Raw genomic sequence first — 19,288 nt, 5'->3', positions numbered from 1 at the left:
GCGTCGATGCTATGGCGTGGGGTACGGTCGAACTTGAGCCGGAGGTCGCCGAGTGGCTTGGCGGACTCGACGACAAACGCTGGGCGCAGGCGCTCATGCACCTTGACCTGTTGGAACAGCGAGGAGTCCACCTCGGCGAGCCGTACACCCGTCAGCTCGACGGCAAGCTCAGGGAACTGCGCTTCTACTGTGGCGCCGCGCGCGTACGGATCACGTACTGGATCGCCACCGGGCGCCGCATCGTCATGCTCACCGTGTTCGCGAAAACGAGGATGCGTGAGTTCGCCGAGGTGGAGCGGGCTCGCCAGGCGATGAAGAAGTGCCAGGCCGAAGGCCACACGGTGGACGAGGAGGAGCTGTGACGGAAACCGGGCGAACCAGCCTCACGGATGCCCGCCGGGCCCGGCCCATGACTCACGAGATCGAGGAGGAGTACGCGGCCGCGCAACTGCGTTTCACTCTCGGTGAGGCCGTGCGCGCACGGCGACAGGAGCTCGGTCTTTCGCAGCGGGAAGTCGGTCGCCGAGCGGGCATGACCCAATCGGCCGTGGCCCGCTTCGAGGGCGGGGGCACCGTACCGACCTTCCCCGTCCTCGACCGTCTCGCACGGGCTCTGGGTCTCGAACTGAGGGTGGAACTGTCGCCGCAGATCAGGAGTGCCTGAACCGGCCCGGAACCCTGCGGAGGCCGTCCCCCCGGCAGCCCCGTACCATGGGGTGAGGCCGTGGCGTGTCCAGCCCGGCAGGGTCCGCGCGACACAGATGTCAGCGCAGGCCGTCCTCACACCCGGGAGAAGCGCCTCACTATGGCCACGCGCCACGACATCCGCAACGTCGCCATCGTCGCCCACGTCGACCATGGCAAGACCACCCTGGTCGACGCCATGCTCAAGCAGGCCGGTGCCTTCGCCGCGCACGCCGCCGAGTCGCTCGACGACCGCATGATGGACTCGAACGACCTGGAGCGTGAGAAGGGCATCACGATCCTCGCCAAGAACACGGCGGTGAAGTACCACCCGAAGGATGGCGGCGACGTCATCACCATCAACATCATCGACACCCCGGGCCACGCCGACTTCGGCGGCGAGGTCGAGCGCGGTCTGTCGATGGTGGACGCCGTGGTTCTGCTGGTCGACGCCTCCGAGGGGCCGTTGCCGCAGACCCGGTTCGTACTGCGCAAGGCGCTCCAGCAGCGCCTGCCGGTCATCCTGTGCATCAACAAGACCGACCGTCCGGACTCCCGGATCGACGAGGTCGTCAACGAGACCTACGACCTCTTCCTGGACCTGGACGCGGACGAGGAGCAGATCGAGTTCCCCATCGTCTACGCGTGTGCGCGTGACGGTGTCGCCTCGCTGACCAAGCCGGAGGACGGCACCGTCCCGGCCGACAGCAACAGCCTGGAGCCGTTCTTCTCCACGATCCTGTCGCACGTCCCGGCCCCGTCGTACGACGAGGAGGCCCCGCTCCAGGCGCACGTCACCAACCTGGACGCCGACAACTTCCTCGGCCGTATCGCGCTGCTCCGCGTCGAGCAGGGCGAGCTGCGCAAGGGCCAGACCGTCACGTGGATCAAGCGTGACGGCACGATGTCCAACGTCCGCATCACCGAGCTGATGATGACCGAGGCGCTCACCCGCAGGCCCGCCGAGATGGCCGGCCCGGGTGACATCTGTGCCGTCGCCGGTATCCCGGACATCATGATCGGCGAGACCCTCGCCGACCCCGAGAACCCGATCGCGCTGCCGCTCATCACGGTCGACGAGCCGGCGATCTCCATGACCATCGGTACGAACACCTCGCCGATGGTCGGCCGCGGCGGCACCGGCAAGGGTGCCGAGAACAAGGCCGTGGTCAAGGACCGCAAGGTCACCGCCCGTCAGGTCAAGGACCGTCTCGACCGCGAGCTGGTCGGTAACGTCAGCCTCCGTGTCCTCGACACCGAGCGTCCCGACGCCTGGGAGGTCCAGGGCCGTGGTGAGCTGGCGCTCGCCATCCTGGTCGAGCAGATGCGCCGTGAGGGCTTCGAGCTGACCATCGGCAAGCCGCAGGTGGTCACCCAGGAGATCGACGGCAAGGTCCACGAGCCCGTCGAGCGCATGACGATCGACGTGCCCGAGGAGCACATGGGCGCGGTCACACAGCTCATGGGCGTCCGCAAGGGCCGGATGGACAACATGTCCAACCACGGTTCCGGCTGGGTCCGGATGGAGTTCGTCGTGCCCTCCCGCGGGCTCATCGGCTTCCGTACCGAGTTCCTCACGGGCACGCGCGGCACCGGTATCGCGCACTCCATCCACGAGGGCCACGAGCCGTGGTTCGGCGTGCTGGCGACCCGTAACAACGGTTCGCTGGTGGCCGACCGGTCCGGCGCCGTCACCGCGTTCGCGATGACGAACCTCCAGGAGCGCGGCGTGCTGTTCACCGACCCCGGCACCGAGGTGTACGAGGGCATGATCGTCGGTGAGAACTCGCGCTCCGACGACATGGACGTGAACATCACCAAGGAGAAGAAGCTCACGAACATGCGGTCCTCCTCGGCCGACTCGTTCGAGGCGATCGTCCCGCCGCGCAAGCTCTCCCTGGAGCAGTCCCTGGAGTTCTGCCGCGACGACGAGTGCGTCGAGGTCACCCCGGAGGCCGTTCGCATCCGCAAGGTGAACCTGGACGCCCGCGAGCGCGCCCGCTCCGCCAGCCGCGCCAAGCACGGCTGACGGACAGGGATTTGGCCCGGTTGCACGCGTCCGCGGGTGACCGGGCCAGGCCATGTCCGGTGGTCGCGTGCGCCACGCGTAGGAGCACCATCCGGCGCCCGTCGTGGCAGCAGAGGAGCGGACCGGCTGTCCCGGGATCGGCCGGTTCAGGGCCTCCTCCGGACCCTGCTACGCGTGTAGACTCCGAACGGCAGCGCATACCGGAGTGTCTGTCGACGCTTCTGTCGAAGTGTCAGCAAGCCCCGGTTCTCCACCTCGTGGGGAGGACCGGGTCTCAGGTGTATCCGCATACAGGGAGATCCTGTGGGGATACTGGGGATTCCGGGAAGGGTGCGAAGGGTGTGCGGGGGAGGCTGGACTTCCTCCGTGGTGTCCGGGTGGCTGTCTGGGAGCTGTGAAGCGCTGTTCGGATATCGGTGTTCCGGCGATCAAGTTTCGGACATGTAAACAAAAATCGTACCCTGAATGTCCGCTTCGCCGGAGTCCCTTACTGCCTGTCAAGCGCGACCAGGTGTCAATCTTTGCAATTTTTGCTCAAAATATAGACGGTAGGGAGATCCCTATGCCTTCCGCCCTTGACGCGCGTTGACCCATTTGGCGAAAGTTCCCCCAAACCACAGAACCTGCCGGTAACTGTGCTGCGCTCAACTCTCCAACCCCCCGGGGGAAGAACAGACATGACCAGTCCAACCAAGGCCGAGGGCTCAGGGTCCACGGTCGCCTTGGACCCCGAGCTGGCGTCGACCAGCGAGAAGGTCGAGCCCAAGAAGCTCGAAGGCCGCTCCCCCGGCCAGCTGATGTGGCAGCGCTTCCGGCGCGACCGTACCGGCATGATCTGCGCCGGGGTAGTGATTTTCTACTTCGTGCTCTCACTGCTCGCTCCGCTCGTCGTCGCGATGAGCGGGACGAACCCGTACACGCTGTACGGGCAGGACCCCACGTACGTGGACGTCAATCCGGTGCTCGACGAGTTCGGCCTGCCGCTCGGCTACTTCGGTGGTGTCTCCGGGGACCACTGGTTCGGCGTCGAGCCGCAGTACGGCCGTGACCTGTTCGCCATGCTGATGTACGGCATGCGCACCTCGCTCTTCATGGCGCTGGGTGTCACCGTGCTGCTGATGATCACGGGCGTCGTCATCGGTCTGATCGGCGGCTACTTCGGTGGGCGTACCGACTACTGGATCGGCCGCGTCACCGACTTCTTCCTCGCCTTCCCCCAGCAGTTGTTCTTCATCGCCTTCATGCCCGTGGTGACCGCGTTCTTCGTGGACCCGCAGGAAGAGACCCCCACCTACTTCCGTGCGGTGGCGATCCTGATCGTGCTGTGGCTGCTGGGCTGGATGGGCATGGCCCGACTGGTCCGCTCCACCGTGCTGTCCCTGCGTGAGCGGGAGTTCGTGGAGGCCGCCAAGGTCTCCGGTGCCTCGCCCTGGCGGATCGTCCGCAAGGAGATCCTGCCGAACGTCGTGTCGCCGATCCTGGTGCAGTTCACGTATCAGCTGCCCAGCACGATCCTGACCATCGCGTTCCTCTCCTTCGCGGGTGTCGGCTTCGTCGAACCCACCCCGGACTGGGGACGGCTGTTCGCCGCCGGCGCCAAGTACGCGGAGCAGGACCCCGCGTTCATGTTCTTCCCGGGCGTGGCGCTGGTGATCTTCATCCTCTGCTTCAACCTTCTCGGAGACTCCGTACGGGATGCCTTCGACCCCAAGTCCGGGCGCTGAATCGTCCATTGGTGGGGGGTGACTGCCGCCCCCGCGTCGGCCTACCAGCCGCGTCAGGCAGTACTCATGGATAACAACCGACAGGTAGGTGCTTACGCCACATGAAGTCCCTCAACTCGCGCAGAGCTCGCGCCATAGTCGTCGCGGTCGCGGCCGGCTCCCTCGTGCTCACGGCGTGCTCGGAGAACAAGGGCAACACCTCCGGGACCGACTCCAAGAAGGACCAGAAGGAGGCGGCCGTTCAGTCGAAGGCCGTCACCTACGCCGACGCTGCCGCGTCGGAGGGTCCTGCCGCGGACGTGGCCGGCGCGAAGAGCGGCGGCACCGTCGAGGTCTACCAGGAGGCGGGCCTCTCGCACCTGGACTCGGGTCAGATCTACGTCTCCGACGGTGGCCAGGTGTCCAACCTGATCTACCGTGGGCTGACCAACTTCCAGGAGGACGACAAGGGCAACATGTCCGTCGTCGGTGACATCGCCACCGACTCCGGCACGTCGTCCGACGGCGGCAAGACCTGGACGTACAAGCTCAAGGACGGCGTCAAGGACCAGAACGGCAACGAGATCACCTCGGCCGACGTCCGCCACACCGTCGAGCGCATGTACGCCGAGTTCATCTTCGACGGCCCGAACTACCTGCAGACCTGGCTGAGCGGGGCCAAGTACCGCGAGGCGCTGCCGGACGGCGGCTACGGCAAGAAGCACCTGCCGGACTCCGTCCTGGAGACCCCGGACGACAAGACGGTCGTCTTCCACTTCGACACGGCGCGTCCGGACCTGCCGCAGACGCTGGCCATGTCGGGCTACTCCATCGTCCCGGAGAAGACCGACACCAAGGAGAAGTACGACAAGGCCCCGGTCTCCCTCGGCCCGTACAAGATCTCCGAGTACAAGGTCGGCAAGTCCCTCAAGCTGGTCAAGAACGACCAGTGGGACGCCGAGACCGACCCCGTGCGCCACCAGTACGTGGACGGCTGGAACTTCGACTTCGGTGTCACCGAGTCGACCCAGACCAAGCGTCTGATCGCCGACCAGGGTGCCTCCAAGAACGCCATCCAGTTCACCGGCAGCGTCGAGTCCACCCAGATCCAGAACGTCATCACCGACCCGGCCGTCAACAAGCGCACGATCAAGGGCTACCAGCCCTACGTCATGGTGCTGAACTTCAACCTGGACCGGGTGAAGAACAAGGCGGTCCGTGACGCCATCACCTACGCGGTGAACTCCAAGTCCCTGATCGCCGGTGAGGGTGGCGCCTACGGTGGCGACCCGGCCCCGAACCTGTTCGCCCCGACCCTGCCGGGCTACGAGGCCAAGTACGACCCGTACGGCCGTCTGAAGACGCCGTCCGGCAACATCGAGAAGGCCAAGGAGCTCCTGAAGGACGTCCCGGCCGCCGAGAAGAAGATCGTCTTCGCCTACCGCAACAACGAGAACGAGCAGAAGCGCAAGGTCGCTCTCGAGGACGCGCTGTCCAAGGTCGGTATCGAGGTCGTCGGCAAGGAGATCGACGCCGCGAGCTTCTACGAGCAGATCGGCAAGATCAAGAACCCGTACGACGTCTACATCACCGGCTGGGGCCAGGACTGGCCGTCCGCGGGCACGGTCGTCACGCCGATCTACGACGGTGACCAGCTCGCCGACGGTTCGCCGAACTACTCGCACGTGAACGACCCGAAGGTCCAGGAGCTGATCAAGAAGGCCCTCAGCGAGGAGCCGACCGCGGCCCAGAAGACCTGGCAGGAGGCGCACCACTACATCCTGGAGAAGATCAACCCGGCTGCTCCGCTGTGGTACGCCAAGCAGTTCCAGCTCTACGGTTCGAACATCGGCGGTGCCCGTTACAGCACCGAGTCGAGCTACATCGACGTGAACAACCTGTTCCTGAAGTCGTAACTCTCTACGGCTGATCGCGGGGGTGCGCACCAGGCGGAGCGCACCCCCGCGGTTCCGTGAAACCGTCCACCCTCTCTGCAGAGAGCAGCCTCCCCGCCATGCTTCAGTTCATCATCCGGCGCCTGGCCGGTGCCGTCGTCACCTTGTTCCTCATCGGCGCCGTCACGTTCTTCCTCTTCATCGCCGGGCCGTCCGACTACGCCTCTCTGGCCTGTGGCAGGGACTGCTCCCCGACGAGAATCGCGGACATCCGCGAGGCGCTCGGTCTCAATCTGCCGATCGCGACCCAGTTCTGGCAGTTCATGTCCGGCATCGTGATGGGCCGTGACTTCCCGGACGGCCACTGTGCCGCCCCCTGCCTCGGCCAGTCGTTCTACTCGGGCGACATGGTCTGGGACACCATCATGGACCGCTTCCCGACCACCCTCACGCTGACCGCGGGTGGCGCGGTCTGCTTCCTGATCTTCGGTGTGGGTGCCGGCATGATCGCCGCCTACCGGCGCGGTTCCACGCTCGACAAGGTCGCCACGGGCTCGTCGATGGTGCTCAGCTCCTTCCAGATCTACTTCCTCGGCCCGATCGCGCTGACGGTCCTCGTCTACAGCACGGGCTGGATGGAGGACCCGCAGTACGTCCCGATCACCGAGGATCCGGTCGGCTGGTTCATCGGGTTGTCCATCCCGGTGGTCGTGATGGCCACCATCTTCACCGCGCAGTACACGCGTATGGCGCGCGCTTCGATGATCGAGCAGCTCGCGGAGGAGCACGTGCGCACCGCCCGGGCCAAGGGCATGTCGAAGAAGTTCGTCTTCTTCCGCTACGCCTGGCGCGGTTCGCTCATCCCGATCGTCACCGTCCTGGGTATCGACATCAGCTCCATGCTCGGCGGTGCCGTCGTCACGGAACTCACCTTCTCCCTCCAGGGCATCGGCCGCCTGGCTGTGAACGGAGCCCAGACCAAGGACCTTCCCCTGACGATGGGCGTCATGATGTTCGGGGCCTTCTTCATCCTCATCGTGAACATCCTCACCGACATCGCGTACGCCTGGATCGACCCGCGCGTCCGGCTCTCCTAGGAAGAACGAACCACCGTGACCACACTGACCAAGACCGAGGACGCCCCGGCCCCGACCGGGCCCGAGAGCTTCCTCTCGGTCCGTGACCTGCGGGTGCAGTTCTCCACCGAGGACGGCATCGTCAAGGCCGTCGACGGACTCTCCTTCGACGTCGAGCGCGGCAAGACCCTGGGCATCGTGGGTGAGTCCGGCTCCGGGAAGTCCGTCACCAACCTGACGATCCTGGGCCTGCACAACCCGCGCACCAGCACCGTCGACGGTGAGATCCTCTTCGACGGCAAGGAACTCGTCACCGCCACCGAGAAGGAGCTGGAGCAGCTCCGCGGCAACAGGATGGCGATGATCTTCCAGGATCCGCTGACGGCCCTGTCGCCGTACTACACGGTGGGCCGGCAACTGTCCGAGCCGTTCATGAAGCACCGCGGCGCCTCCAAGAAGGAGGCCAAGGAGCGGGCCATCCAGATGCTGGAGAAGGTCGGCATCCCGCAGCCCAAGGTGCGCTTCGACGACTACCCGCACCAGTTCTCCGGCGGCATGCGCCAGCGCGCGATGATCGCCATGGCGCTGATGTGCGACCCCGACCTGCTGATCGCCGACGAGCCGACGACAGCGCTCGACGTGACCGTGCAGGCCCAGATCCTGGACCTGCTCAAGGATCTCCAGCAGGAGTTCGGCTCCGCGATCATCTTCATCACCCACGACCTCGGCGTCATCTCGAACATGGCCGACGACCTGCTGGTGATGTACGCGGGCCGAGCCGTGGAGCGCGGCAGCGTCAAGGAAGTGCTGCGCACCCCCAAGCACCCCTACACGTGGGGCCTGTTGAGCTCGATGCCGCGCCTGGACGGCGACATCCACGAGATGCTGACGCCGATCCCCGGCTCCCCGCCCTCGCTGCTCAACCCGCCCACCGGCTGCGCCTTCCACCCGCGGTGCGCGTTCACCGGCGAAGTCGCCGGCACGCTGTGTACCGACACGCGGCCCTCGCTGGGCGAGGGACGCGCCTCCGCGTGCCACTTGACCGCGGAGCAGAAGCAGACCATCTTCATCGACAAGATCCAGCCCCGGCTGCGCTAGGGAGAACCGAGATCATGAGCGACAACCTCACCCTCCCCGCACAGCAGGGCTCCACCGACTCCGTGAAGGAAACCCTCCTCGAGGTTCAGGGCCTGACCAAACACTTCCCCATCTACGGCGGCTTCCCGATCAAACGCAGGGTCGGCGCCGTGCAGGCGGTCGACGGCGTCGATCTGACCGTCGGCGTCGGCGAGAGCGTCGGCCTGGTGGGCGAGTCGGGCTGCGGCAAGTCGACGACGGGCCGGCTGATCACGCGGCTGCTGGAGCCGACCGCCGGGAAGATCACGTACGCGGGCCAGGACATCACGCACGCCTCGCGCAGGCAGATGGCGCCGGTCCGGTCCGAGATACAGATGATCTTCCAGGACCCGTACTCCTCACTGAACCCCCGGCAGACGGTCGGCTCGATCATCAAGTCGCCGATGGAGGTCAACGGGATAGAGCCGGAGGGCGGCCGGGAGAAGAAGGTCCGCGAGCTCCTGGAGCTGGTCGGCCTCAACCCCGAGCACTACAACCGCTTCCCGCACGAGTTCTCCGGCGGCCAGCGCCAGCGCATCGGGGTCGCCCGCGCGCTGGCCCTGAACCCGAAACTGATCGTGGCGGACGAGCCGGTCTCGGCGCTGGACGTGTCGATCCAGGCGCAGGTGGTGAACCTGCTGCAGAAGGTGCAGCAGGAGCTGGGCATCGCCTTCCTGTTCATCGCCCACGACCTCGCCATCGTCCGGCACTTCTCGCAGCGTGTCGCCGTGATGTACCTCGGCAAGATCGTGGAGGTCGGCGACCGGGACTCGATCTACAACCGGCCCCGCCACCCCTACACCCACGCACTCCTCTCCGCGGTCCCCGAGGTCGAGCTCGCCGAGGAGAGCCAGGACAAGCAGCGGATCCGGCTCTACGGCGACGTGCCCTCGCCGATCTCGCCGCCGTCCGGCTGCCGCTTCCGGACCCGCTGCTGGAAGGCGCAGGACAAGTGCGCCGCGGAGGAGCCCCCGCTGCTCCAGATCTCCGGCAACCGCGACGGCCACCTGACGGCCTGCCACTTCCCGGAGGACCCGACGACGGAGGCACGCGGGGAGGATGTCGTGCTGGATCCGGCGCTGAAGGCGCTGGAAAAGGCCGCGGAGACGGAGACGAAGGTCCAGAAGAGCTGACCGGCGCGCGACCCCGTAGGAGAAGCGCTCTGGTACACGCATCTGAAGACAGAGCGTCTTCCCGGAAACGAACGGCCAGTGCCTCCGGCGCTCAGAGCAATTCCACTCCGAGCGCCGGAAGCACTGGCCATTCCTCTACTGCACGTCGCCCGTTCCGGGCTTGTCCTCTGTCGCTGCCTCGCCGCGACCGACCGTCATGGACCATTGGACGGTGGAGGGCGCTTCGACGGAGACGGTTCCCTTTTCCTTGGCACCGAACCGCCACGATCAGCTGGAATGGCGCACAGCAAAACTCCTTGGTCATGGGAGACGTGGGCTGTTGCGGTTGGTTGCTCGCTCGCAACTGATGCGATCATGTCAGCAAGCTGAGTCAGGGGAACGGGAGTTACCCGGGTTCTGAGGTAGACCTGAGGTTCCGCATTCGGTGGTTCGTTGTGTGTGCCGTAGTAGGGCCAAGTCGAGTGGACCAGTCGCCCGTCGTCTGTGCGGCCGCCCTCGATATTCGCCGAGTTCGTCGAGCGTCCACGTGGCTGATCCCGTATCGCGTAGCGTTTCGGGGTGTTGCAGGACTCGGTCGGTTCGGGACGGGCGGGCAGTCGGGGGGCGAGTGGTGGGCGACGGGGCGATGGCCGCAGTCCTCTTCGACGTGGACGGCGTGCTCATCGACACCGCCGACGCGCACGGCCGGGTCTGGCGGGCCTGGGCGCGGGCGCGGGGTCTGGACCCCGAGGCCGTGTGGGTGGCCACGCAGGGGCGGCGGCGGGCGGACATCCTGCGGCTGGTGGCGCCGGATCGCGATCCGGCCGACGAGCACCGGGCTTTGGACCGGTTGATGGCGGCGGAGGAACCCGGCTTCTGCGCCTTCGACGGGGCTGCCGAGTTGCTGGGGGCGTTGCCGCGGGGCCGTTGGGCCGTCGTCACCTCCAGTCGGGCGGAGCCCACCGCCGCGCGGCTCGCCCGTACGGGGCTGGTGGTGCCGGAGGTGCGGGTCTGTGCCGAGGACGTGTCCGCGGGCAAGCCGTCACCGGAGGGGTATCTGTATGCCGCCGCCCGGCTGGGCGCAGACCCGGCCCGCTGCCTGGTGGTCGAGGACGCGCCGGCGGGTATCGCGGCGGGGCGCGCGGCCGGCTGCATGGTGTACGCGGTGGCCTCCACGCACCGACCCGGGGAACTCCGGGACGCACACGTGTGTTTCGGGTCGCTGAGGGAGGCGGCGGGGGCGGTTCTGCGGGCCGTGGGCGAAGGAGGAATCCGGGCTGGAGACGGAACCGGCGGCTAATTCGGTGGCGGGGCCGTGGCAGGTGGCGGGACCCTGGCCGGGGGCGGAACCGTGGCCGGAGGCGCCGACGTGGTGGAAGAGGAGGCCGGGGTGGAAGAGGCCGTCGGCCCGATACGCCGTACCCGCGTCACCGAGGAGTGATCCGTACATGCCCGACCCCGATGATCTGCGCAGCCACGACCTCTCCGTACTCTCCGAGCGGTCCGCACAGGACCTGGACTCCGCCGAGGGCATCCTCGGGCTACTGACCGGCTGGGCGGCGGAGCGGCTGCGGCTGGCCCGAGCGGCGGCCGAGCCGGATCCGGAAGGGGTCGCGCGCTGGACGGCGGAGAGCGAACGGTACGCCGAACTACTCCGCCGAGTGGGGAAGTTGACCCCTGAAGAGCTGCGGCGCGTGGTCGAGGAGCTGGGCCCGTTGGCCCGGCGGGCCGTGGAGGAGGGGCGGTGACGGGGGAGGAGCCGGGGAGAGCCGAGGGAGCCGGAGCGGGGCCTCGGTCGCGGGCTTCGGGTCCCGGGGCGCAGCCCACGGCGCCCGAACCACCGGCCCCCGACCCGTTACGGCACGCCCTCCCGCCCGACCGGCACCGGCAGGTCTACCGGGAGGTGATCGCCCCGGCCGTGCTGGTCGGGGAAGTGTCCGAGCGGCCGAAAGTGATCGTGCTCGGCGGACAGCCGGGCTCCGGGAAGTCCAATGTCGCCCGGGCCCTCGTCGGCGACCGGGACCCAGTGAAGATCTCCAGCGACGGCATTCGCGAACTGCACCCCAAGTGGCCGGAGTTGCTGCGCGCCGACGACACCACGGCCGGCTTCTACACCCATCACGACGCCCGTGCCTGGGTGGAGACCGCGATCGGGGACGCCGTCGACCGGCGGCTCGACGTGCTGTTCGACACCGCCCAGGACGATCCCGAGCGCACCCGGCGGCTGCTGAACGGGTTCCGTGAGGCCGGGTACGAGATCGACGTGGTGTTCGTCGCCGGGGGCTCCGCACTGAGTCGGCTGGGGGTTCTGGAGCGGTACCACACCGACCGGCTGGCCCAGGGCGGCGCCCGCTTCGTCGAGAACCCCGACCGCTCGTTCCCCGGTGTCCTCGCCAGCGCCCGTGTCATCGACGAGGAGCGGCTCGCGGACTCGGTGACGGTCTACCGCCGCGACGGCACCGCCCTCTACCGCAACACCCTCGGCCCCGACGGCGACTGGACCCTGCCCGCCGGCACGGACACCGCCCTGCGCACGGAACGCGAACGTCCGTGGACCCGGGCCGAGTCGGAGTGGTTCGCCACGACCGCTGAGAAGCTCGCCGGGGTCAAGCCGGAGGAGCTGGGCGAACCGATCCAGCCACGTTGGCGGGGGCTTGTCTCGGAGGCGATCGCCGCCGCCCAGCCGTACGCCGACCCGTCGGTGGCCGACCGGCTGCACCGCCTGCGAACGGCCCTCCAGCAGCCGGCACCGGGGGCGGCCGCAGGGCCCGGTGTCTCCTCGGCGGCGACGATGCGGTCGTCGGGCGGGGCCGCGAGCCGTACGCCGGGCACTCCTGGGACCCCGGGGCCGCACCGGACCCCGGGCCTCCCGGCGGCTCCCAACCGCCCTCCCACGAACCAACCGCCGAACAACAACAATCCCGGCCCGACCCGGAATCGTTGAATCACCTGCCTCACCGAGTTACCTGACGCACCCACTCACCACTCACCCACTCACCGACTCATATGGAGACCCCAGTTGAGCCCCAAGCCCCCCACCATCCACAGCCTCACCTTCGACTGCACCGGCGACCCGTACGACCTCGGCCTCTTCTGGAGCGAACTGCTCGGCCGGCCCTTGGCCGACGACGACAAGCCCGGTGACCCGGAGGCGCTGATCGTGGACCCGGCCGGTGGACCAAGGCTGCTGTTCGTCCGGGTCCCCGAGGGCAAGTCGGCGAAGAACCGGCTCCACTTCGATCTGAAGCCGCACGGCCGCACCCGTGCCGAGGAGGTCGAGCGGGCGCTCGCGCTGGGCGCCCGGGTGATCGCGGATCACACCCGCCCCGACGGCGGCGGCTGGGTCCTCATGTCCGACCCCGAGGGCAACGAATTCTGCGTGGAGCGGGGAGAGTTGGGCTGAATGGCCGCAGCAGTGACCCGGTCAGCGCGTCAGGTTGAGCTGTTTCCCGCCTTGCCGTAGCGGCGGAATGCGGAGGTCTCCACCGTCCATGCGCCGAACGGCACCTTGTCACCGAAGATGTACGGATCCTTGCGCGAGTAGCGTCCCTTGCACGGTTCGGAATGCACCTCGATCGTGCCCGTGCGAGGGTCGACGATCATGTAGTGGGCGATCCCCATGGCGGGGTACTCGGTGAGCTTCTCGCCGTAGTCGTTGTCCGGGTTGGACGGTGAGACGATCTCGATGACGGCCAGGACCTGGGTGGCGTCCACGGTCAGGCCTTCCTCGTCGAGCACCTCCTCCGGGATGACGACGGCGTCCGGGCGTCGCATGCGGCCGATCGACGGGTGCTCGATCTCCGGGCCGTTCTCGCAGATGTAGCCGGGGTGGGTGGCGGGAAGTTGCGCGTTGAGTTGATCGCGGATGCGACGCACCGTGCCCTCGTGGCGTTTGGACGGGCTCATCATGGCGAGGAAAGGTCCGGAGGGGCCGATCTCCACCTTCCATGATCCTTCGAGATGCTCGGCGTAGACCATGAGCTCCTCGGCGATCGCGCGCATCTTCGCGTACTCCATGTCCCGAGAGTAGCGAGCGGGCGTATGCGGCGCCTCATGCCCGATCCCCTCTTCCTCGGGCCGCTTCACGCCTCCTCCTTCGGCACCACGCTGAACCACACCGCCTTGCCGTACGGGTACTCCCGTACGCCCCACTCGTCCGCGCACGCCTCGACGATCCCGAGTCCCCGCCCGGACTCGGCGTCGTCGCTCGGCTGCCGGGCCTCGCTGGAGGCAGGGGTTCCGGGGCCGTGGTCCCAGACCGAGACGGTGAGAGTCTGCGGTGTGCGCTCCACGCTCACGTAGGCGTCGGCGGGAGAGTGGCGGTACGCGTTGGCGACCAACTCCGAGGCGAGGAGTTCGACCGTGTCGGCCACGCAGCCGAGGCGGGTCGCGCGGAGCAGTGCGCGGAGGGCGGCTCTGACGACGGAGGCGGCACGCGGGTCGTGGGGGATGAGGAAACCGTACGACCAGTGGGGGGCGGGGGGTTCGGTGGTTTCGGGCGTGCGCATGTGGCAGCCTCCGGAGTGAGGTCATGCAGTGACTGTCTCATCACTCACCGTAGGTTAGGTGGTGTGAGATATTCAACCTGGTTGGCGGAATGGTGATGGGTGGATGAGTGAGGTGGGGGAACGTGGGGCTGCGGGTTGATCCGACGTACCGGCAGAGGCGTTTCGGCGCGGAACTGCGCAGGCTACGCGAGAGGGCCAGGCTGTCGTCGACTGAGGCTGCTGCTCTGCTCGGTATGAGGCAGCCTCAGCTCAGTAGTGTCGAGGCGGGGAAGACTGGTCTCTCCGTGGAACGCGTCCAGCAACTCGCGCGTGCTGAAGGTGTAAGTTCTCAAACCTTTGTTCAGGCGTTGATAGATCTCGGGCAACAGTCGGGCAAGGGATGGTGGAGCGACTACCGGGCGGTGCTGAGTTCAGCGCACTTGGATCTGGCGGAGTTGGAGGACGGGGCCCGCTCCGTGGTCACCTACGAGCCGATGTTCGTCCCCGGCATCCTTCAGACGCGCGACTACGCGGAAGTCATCCACCGGGCCGGATATCGGCCGATGGGCGACGAAGGGCGGGCGGCTGCCGTCCGTTTCCGGGTGCGACGTGGTGGCTTGGTGACGGGTGAGCGTCCGCCGAGTCTCCATGCCGTGGTCCATGAGGCCGCGCTCTGCATGTCGCTGGGGGAGCCCAAGGTGATGCGTGATCAGTTGCTCTATCTGATCGAGCTGGCCCGCCTGCCGCATGTGACGATTCAGATCCTGCCGTCCGACGGCCCCATCCCGTTCGGTACGGGATTTGTGCTGCTCACGCCCCAGGTGCGGGAGTTGGGGACTGTCGTGGTCTCCCACATCGAGAAGTCGCTCTACCTTGACGACGCGGAGGCGCTGTCCAGATATCGCGACTGGTTCGCTACGTTGGCCGGATCGGCGTTGCCCGCCGTCGACCCGGATGCGGCGCCGTCGGCCCGTGGGGCCAAGGGGTCGCTCGGCCTCCTGCAGCGGATCCTCTATCCCCTCCTGTAGAAAGGGGCTCGCATGTTTGACCTCGGTTGGCAGAAGTCCAGCTTCAGCGAAGGTGGCGCCGCGAACTGCGTCGAAGTCGCCACTGATCCCCGCACCCGCCCCCACCTCCGCGAAAGTGCCACCCCCGCGACCGTCATAGCCACCACGCCCGCGGCCCTGCACGCCCTCCTCGGCGGAATCAAGCGCGAGGCCTTCGGTCGGGCCGCGCGGCGCGTGGGCTGAAGGCGGGGCTCCTCCACCACGCCAGGGGCAGTGAGTGCGTACATCCGGATGGAGACAGTCACCCGGACGGGCCGAGCGGTGTGCGCTATGTGTGCGATCGGTTGATATTGACCGGTACCGGTAACGGAACAGCGCACCCCGCGCTGGAGCCCTGCGCACACCCGCGCACGTACGAGGAGGCACCCCATGCGTGGAGCCACGCACGCCCGATGGATCGCCGGCGCGGCGGCGGTCGCTCTCGCCGTGACCGCCTGCGGGGGCGGGGGCGGGGACGACGACAGCGGCGGCAGCAGCGGCAGCGGTGACAGCGGCGGGGTGCTCAGCTCGTCGTGGGGAGACCCGCAGAACCCTCTGGAGCCGGCCAACACCAACGAGGTGCAGGGCGGCAAGGTGCTCGACATGATCTTCCGCGGGTTGAAGCGGTACGACCCCAAGACCGGTGAGGCGAAGGACATGCTCGCCGAGAAGATCGAGACGACCGACTCGCAGAACTTCACCATCACCGTCAAGGACGGCTGGACCTTCAGCAACGGCGAGAAGGTCACCGCCAAGTCCTTCGTGGACGCCTGGAACTACGGGGCGAGCCTCAAGAACAACCAGAAGAACGCGTACTTCTTCGAGTACATCGAGGGCTACGACAAGACGCACCCCGACGACGGCAGCAAGCAGACCGCCGACACCCTCTCGGGGCTGAAGGTGGTCGACGACAACACCTTCACGGTCAAGCTCACCCAGAAGTTCTCGACCTTCCCCGACACTCTCGGCTACAACGCCTACGCCCCGCTGCCGCAGTCGTTCTTCACCGACCACGACGCCTGGCTGAGCAAGCCCGTCGGCAACGGCCCGTACGCCGTCGACTCCTACACCAAGGGCTCCCAGCTGTCGGTGCGGAAGTGGGACGACTACCCCGGCGAGGACAAGGCCCAGAACGGCGGTGTGGACCTGAAGGTCTACACCGACAACAACACCGCCTACACCGACCTGATGGCGGGCAACCTCGACCTCGTCGACGACGTCCCCGCCGCCCAGCTGAAGAACGTCAAGACCGACCTCGGCGACCGGTACATCAACACCCCGGCCGGCATCATCCAGACCCTGTCCTTCCCGTTCTACGACGAGGACTGGAACAAGGAGGGCTCGGAGAAGGTCCGCGAAGGGCTGTCCCGGGCGATCGACCGCGACCAGATCACCGACACCATCTTCCAGAAGACCCGCACCCCCGCCACCGACTGGACCTCCCCGGTCCTCGGCGAGGAGGGCGGTTACAAGAAGGGCCTGTGCGGTGACGCCTGCGAGTACGACGCGGACGCCGCCAAGAAGCTGATCGAGGAGGGCGGCGGCCTCCCCGGCGGCCAGGTCAAGATCACGTACAACGCGGACACCGGTTCCCACAAGCAGTGGGTCGACGCCGTCTGCAACTCCATCAACAACGCCCTCGACAACGACAAGGCGTGTGTCGGCAACCCGGTCGGCACCTTCGCCGACTACCGCAACCAGATCACCCAGCGGAAGATGAGCGGCCCGTTCCGCGCCGGCTGGCAGATGGACTACCCGCTCATCCAGAACTTCCTGCAGCCGCTGTACTACACCAATGCCTCCTCCAACGACGGCAAGTGGTCCAACGCCCAGTTCGACAAGCTCGTCGACCAGGCCAACGCCGAGTCCGACACGGCGAAGGCCGTGGAGACGTTCCAGAAGGCCGAGGAGGTCGTCCGGGACAACATGGCCGCCATCCCGCTCTGGTACCAGAACGGCAGCGCGGGCTACTCGGCGCGCATCTCCGACGTCTCCCTGAACCCGTTCAGTGTGCCGGTGTACGACCAGATCAAGGTCGGCTGACCTTCCGTGGGACGGTACGTCGTCCGGCGCCTGCTCCAGATGATCCCGGTCTTCGTGGGCGCCACCCTCCTGATCTTCCTGATGGTGAACGTGATGGGCGACCCCATCGCGGGCCTCTGTGGCGACCGGGAGTGCGATCCGGCGACGGCCGCCCAGCTACGCCGCGAGTTCGGCCTCGACAAGCCCGTCTGGCAGCAATACCTGACCTACATGGGCAACCTCTTCACCGGCGACTTCGGCACCGCGTTCAACGGGCAGGAGGTCACCGAGCTGATGGCCTCCGCCTTCCCGGTCACCATCCGGCTGACGATCGTCGCGATCCTCTTCGAGATCGTCATCGGCGTCGCCCTCGGCGTCGTCACCGGCCTGCGGCGCGGGCGGCCCGTCGACACCGGGGCGCTCGTGGTCACCCTGGTCGTCATCTCGGTCCCCACCTTCGTCACCGGCCTGCTGCTCCAGCTGCTGCTCGGCGTGGAGTGGGGCTGGATCCGCCCGTCGGTCTCCTCCGAGGCGCCGTTCGGCGAGCTGATCGTGCCGGGGCTCGTCCTCGCCTCCGTCTCCCTGGCGTACGTCACCCGTCTGACCCGGACGTCCATCGCGGAGAACGCCCGCGCCGACTACGTCCGCACCGCCGTCGCCAAGGGACTGCCGCGGCACCGCGTGATCCGTAAGCACCTGCTGCGGAACTCTCTGATCCCCGTGGTCACGTTCATCGGCACCGACATCGGGGCCCTCATGGGCGGCGCGATCGTCACCGAGCGGATCTTCAACATCCACGGCGTCGGCTACCAGCTCTACCAGGGCATCCTCCGACAGAACACCCAGACCGTCGTCGGCTTCGTGACCGTCCTCGTGCTGGTGTTCCTGATCGCCAACCTGCTCGTCGACCTCCTCTACGCCGTACTCGACCCGAGGATCCGCTATGCCTGAGCCGCAGCCCCCGGAGCCGCACGTCTCGGGCGGCCAGCGCGCCGCCGAGAACGGGGCGATCGCCGCGACGGGGCTGGACGGCACCATGGACCTGGCCACCACCGAGGGGGAGACCCTGGAGAAGCGACTGGGTGACGACCCGACGGGTGGCGGCCCGTCCGACAAGGCCCGCAGCCTCTGGTCCGACGCCTGGCGAGACCTGCGCCGCAACCCCGTCTTCATCATCTCGGCGCTGGTGATCCTCTTCCTGGTCGTCATCTCCCTCTGGCCGTCGCTGATCGCCTCAGGCAACCCGCTCAAGTGCGACCTGTCCAAGGCCCAGGAGGGCTCGCAGCCCGGCCACCCCTTCGGGTACGACGGCCAGGGCTGCGACGTCTACACCCGTACCGTCTACGGGGCGCGGATCTCCATCGCCGTCGGCGTCTGCGCCACACTCGGCGTCGCGCTCCTCGGGTCCGTGCTCGGCGGGCTCGCCGGGTTCTTCGGCGGCTACTCGGACTCGTTCCTGTCCCGGATCACCGACGTCTTCTTCGCGATCCCGGTGGTGCTCGGCGGCCTGGTGCTGCTGTCCGTGGTCACCAGCAACAGCATCTGGCCGGTGATCGGCTTCATGGTGCTGCTCGGCTGGCCGCAGATCTCCCGCATCGCCCGGGGCGCGGTCATCACCGCCAAGCAGAACGACTACGTCCAGGCGGCCCGCGCCCTGGGCGCCTCCAACTCCCGCATGATGCTGCGGCACATCACCCCGAACGCCGTCGCCCCGGTCATCGTCGTGGCCACCATCGCCCTCGGCACGTACATCGCCCTGGAGGCGACCCTGTCCTACCTCGGCGTCGGCCTCAAACCCCCCAGCGTCTCCTGGGGCATCGACATCTCCGCCGCCTCCCCGTACATCCGCAACGCCCCCCAAGCGCTGCTCTGGCCCTCGGGAGCCCTCGCGGTCACCGTCCTGGCGTTCATCATGCTGGGCGACGCGGTGCGCGACGCCCTCGACCCGAAGCTGAGGTGAGCGGTGGTCATGTCGCCGGGGTCGCGTGGTCCGTGGGTGGGGTGGCCGGGGCGGTGGCGGGTGGGTCCACGTGCCGCTGTGGCGCTCCGAGGCGCCGACGGGACCCCGTCCTGGCGTTCGTCATGCCGGGCGACGCGGTGCGCGACGCCCTCGACCCG

At 67.6% G+C, this 19,288-nt stretch carries 20 protein-coding genes; 18 read left to right on the top strand and 2 right to left on the bottom strand.

The window, feature by feature from the left end:
• The first annotated feature begins 11 nt into the window (after positions 1-11).
• The 13 genes from OG622_RS17910 (at position 12) to OG622_RS17850 (ending at position 13,018) form a co-directional block, all read left to right on the top strand.
• Positions 12-362, top strand: coding sequence for a type II toxin-antitoxin system RelE/ParE family toxin (locus OG622_RS17910; RefSeq protein WP_371577155.1), 351 nt, complete (start codon positions 12-14; stop codon positions 360-362).
• Positions 359-664, top strand: a complete 306-nt coding sequence (locus OG622_RS17905; protein ID WP_371577153.1) for a helix-turn-helix domain-containing protein — start codon at positions 359-361, stop codon at positions 662-664. Before OG622_RS17910 ends, OG622_RS17905 begins: the two co-directional genes overlap by 4 nt.
• Positions 665-805: 141 nt before the next feature.
• On the top strand, positions 806-2,713 hold the full coding sequence (typA, locus tag OG622_RS17900; protein ID WP_371577151.1) for a translational GTPase TypA: 1,908 nt from the start codon (positions 806-808) through the stop codon (positions 2,711-2,713).
• Positions 2,714-3,390: 677 nt separating this feature from the next.
• Entirely contained in the window at positions 3,391-4,437 is a 1,047-nt protein-coding gene (locus tag OG622_RS17895; protein WP_371577150.1) for an ABC transporter permease, read from the top strand.
• Between the two features lie 101 nt (positions 4,438-4,538).
• Positions 4,539-6,332, top strand: a complete 1,794-nt coding sequence (locus OG622_RS17890) for an ABC transporter substrate-binding protein (RefSeq protein ID WP_371577148.1) — start codon at positions 4,539-4,541, stop codon at positions 6,330-6,332.
• A 98-nt stretch (positions 6,333-6,430) separates the two neighbouring features.
• A complete protein-coding gene (locus OG622_RS17885; protein ID WP_371577147.1) occupies positions 6,431-7,408 on the top strand; it encodes an ABC transporter permease in 978 nt (325 codons plus the stop codon).
• Between the two features lie 15 nt (positions 7,409-7,423).
• The gene (locus OG622_RS17880; RefSeq protein WP_371577145.1) at positions 7,424-8,485 is read left to right on the top strand and encodes an ABC transporter ATP-binding protein; all 1,062 of its coding nucleotides are present in this window, start codon (positions 7,424-7,426) and stop codon (positions 8,483-8,485) included.
• Positions 8,486-8,499: 14 nt separating this feature from the next.
• Positions 8,500-9,636, top strand: a complete 1,137-nt coding sequence (locus OG622_RS17875; RefSeq protein WP_371577144.1) for an ABC transporter ATP-binding protein — start codon at positions 8,500-8,502, stop codon at positions 9,634-9,636.
• A 625-nt stretch (positions 9,637-10,261) separates the two neighbouring features.
• The gene (locus OG622_RS17870) at positions 10,262-10,915 is read left to right on the top strand and encodes an HAD-IA family hydrolase (protein WP_371577142.1); all 654 of its coding nucleotides are present in this window, start codon (positions 10,262-10,264) and stop codon (positions 10,913-10,915) included.
• A 15-nt stretch (positions 10,916-10,930) separates the two neighbouring features.
• Positions 10,931-11,056 carry a hypothetical protein gene (locus OG622_RS17865; protein WP_371577140.1) on the top strand — a complete coding sequence of 42 codons (126 nt, stop codon included), beginning with the start codon at positions 10,931-10,933 and terminating at the stop codon, positions 11,054-11,056.
• A gap of 7 nt (positions 11,057-11,063) precedes the next feature.
• Entirely contained in the window at positions 11,064-11,363 is a 300-nt protein-coding gene (locus tag OG622_RS17860; RefSeq protein ID WP_371577138.1) for a hypothetical protein, read from the top strand.
• Positions 11,360-12,559: a zeta toxin family protein gene (locus OG622_RS17855; protein WP_371577136.1), complete on the top strand. Its 1,200-nt coding sequence runs from the start codon at positions 11,360-11,362 to the stop codon at positions 12,557-12,559. Before OG622_RS17860 ends, OG622_RS17855 begins: the two co-directional genes overlap by 4 nt.
• 75 nt (positions 12,560-12,634) lie before the next feature.
• Positions 12,635-13,018 carry a VOC family protein gene (locus tag OG622_RS17850; protein WP_371577134.1) on the top strand — a complete coding sequence of 128 codons (384 nt, stop codon included), beginning with the start codon at positions 12,635-12,637 and terminating at the stop codon, positions 13,016-13,018.
• Positions 13,019-13,047: 29 nt separating this feature from the next.
• On the opposite strand, the gene OG622_RS17845 is transcribed toward OG622_RS17850, so the two are convergent.
• A complete protein-coding gene (locus OG622_RS17845) occupies positions 13,048-13,632 on the bottom strand; it encodes a Uma2 family endonuclease (RefSeq protein ID WP_371577133.1) in 585 nt (194 codons plus the stop codon).
• Positions 13,633-13,697: 65 nt separating this feature from the next.
• Positions 13,698-14,123: an ATP-binding protein gene (locus OG622_RS17840; RefSeq protein WP_371577132.1), complete on the bottom strand. Its 426-nt coding sequence runs from the start codon at positions 14,121-14,123 to the stop codon at positions 13,698-13,700.
• A 107-nt stretch (positions 14,124-14,230) separates the two neighbouring features.
• Between OG622_RS17840 and OG622_RS17835 the strand changes: the two genes are divergently transcribed.
• The 5 genes from OG622_RS17835 to OG622_RS17815 all read left to right on the top strand — a co-directional run bounded on the left by OG622_RS17835 (position 14,231) and on the right by OG622_RS17815 (position 19,130).
• Positions 14,231-15,130: a Scr1 family TA system antitoxin-like transcriptional regulator gene (locus OG622_RS17835; RefSeq protein ID WP_371577130.1), complete on the top strand. Its 900-nt coding sequence runs from the start codon at positions 14,231-14,233 to the stop codon at positions 15,128-15,130.
• Between the two features lie 12 nt (positions 15,131-15,142).
• Positions 15,143-15,352, top strand: coding sequence for a DUF397 domain-containing protein (locus OG622_RS17830; RefSeq protein WP_371577128.1), 210 nt, complete (start codon positions 15,143-15,145; stop codon positions 15,350-15,352).
• A 186-nt stretch (positions 15,353-15,538) separates the two neighbouring features.
• Positions 15,539-17,191 carry an ABC transporter substrate-binding protein gene (locus OG622_RS17825; protein ID WP_371577126.1) on the top strand — a complete coding sequence of 551 codons (1,653 nt, stop codon included), beginning with the start codon at positions 15,539-15,541 and terminating at the stop codon, positions 17,189-17,191.
• A gap of 6 nt (positions 17,192-17,197) precedes the next feature.
• Complete coding sequence (locus OG622_RS17820; RefSeq protein WP_371577124.1) at positions 17,198-18,121, top strand: ABC transporter permease; 924 nt, start codon at positions 17,198-17,200, stop codon at positions 18,119-18,121.
• Positions 18,114-19,130: an ABC transporter permease gene (locus OG622_RS17815; RefSeq protein ID WP_371577123.1), complete on the top strand. Its 1,017-nt coding sequence runs from the start codon at positions 18,114-18,116 to the stop codon at positions 19,128-19,130. The genes OG622_RS17820 and OG622_RS17815 overlap by 8 nt, the downstream gene beginning before the upstream one ends.
• Positions 19,131-19,288 lie beyond the last annotated feature (158 nt).

Origin of the sequence: Streptomyces sp. NBC_01314 (assembly GCF_041435215.1) — a bacterium.
Lineage (GTDB): Bacteria > Actinomycetota > Actinomycetes > Streptomycetales > Streptomycetaceae > Streptomyces.
Note: the sequence above shows the minus strand (reverse complement) of the source record. Positions and strands in the feature narration are given on the sequence as shown.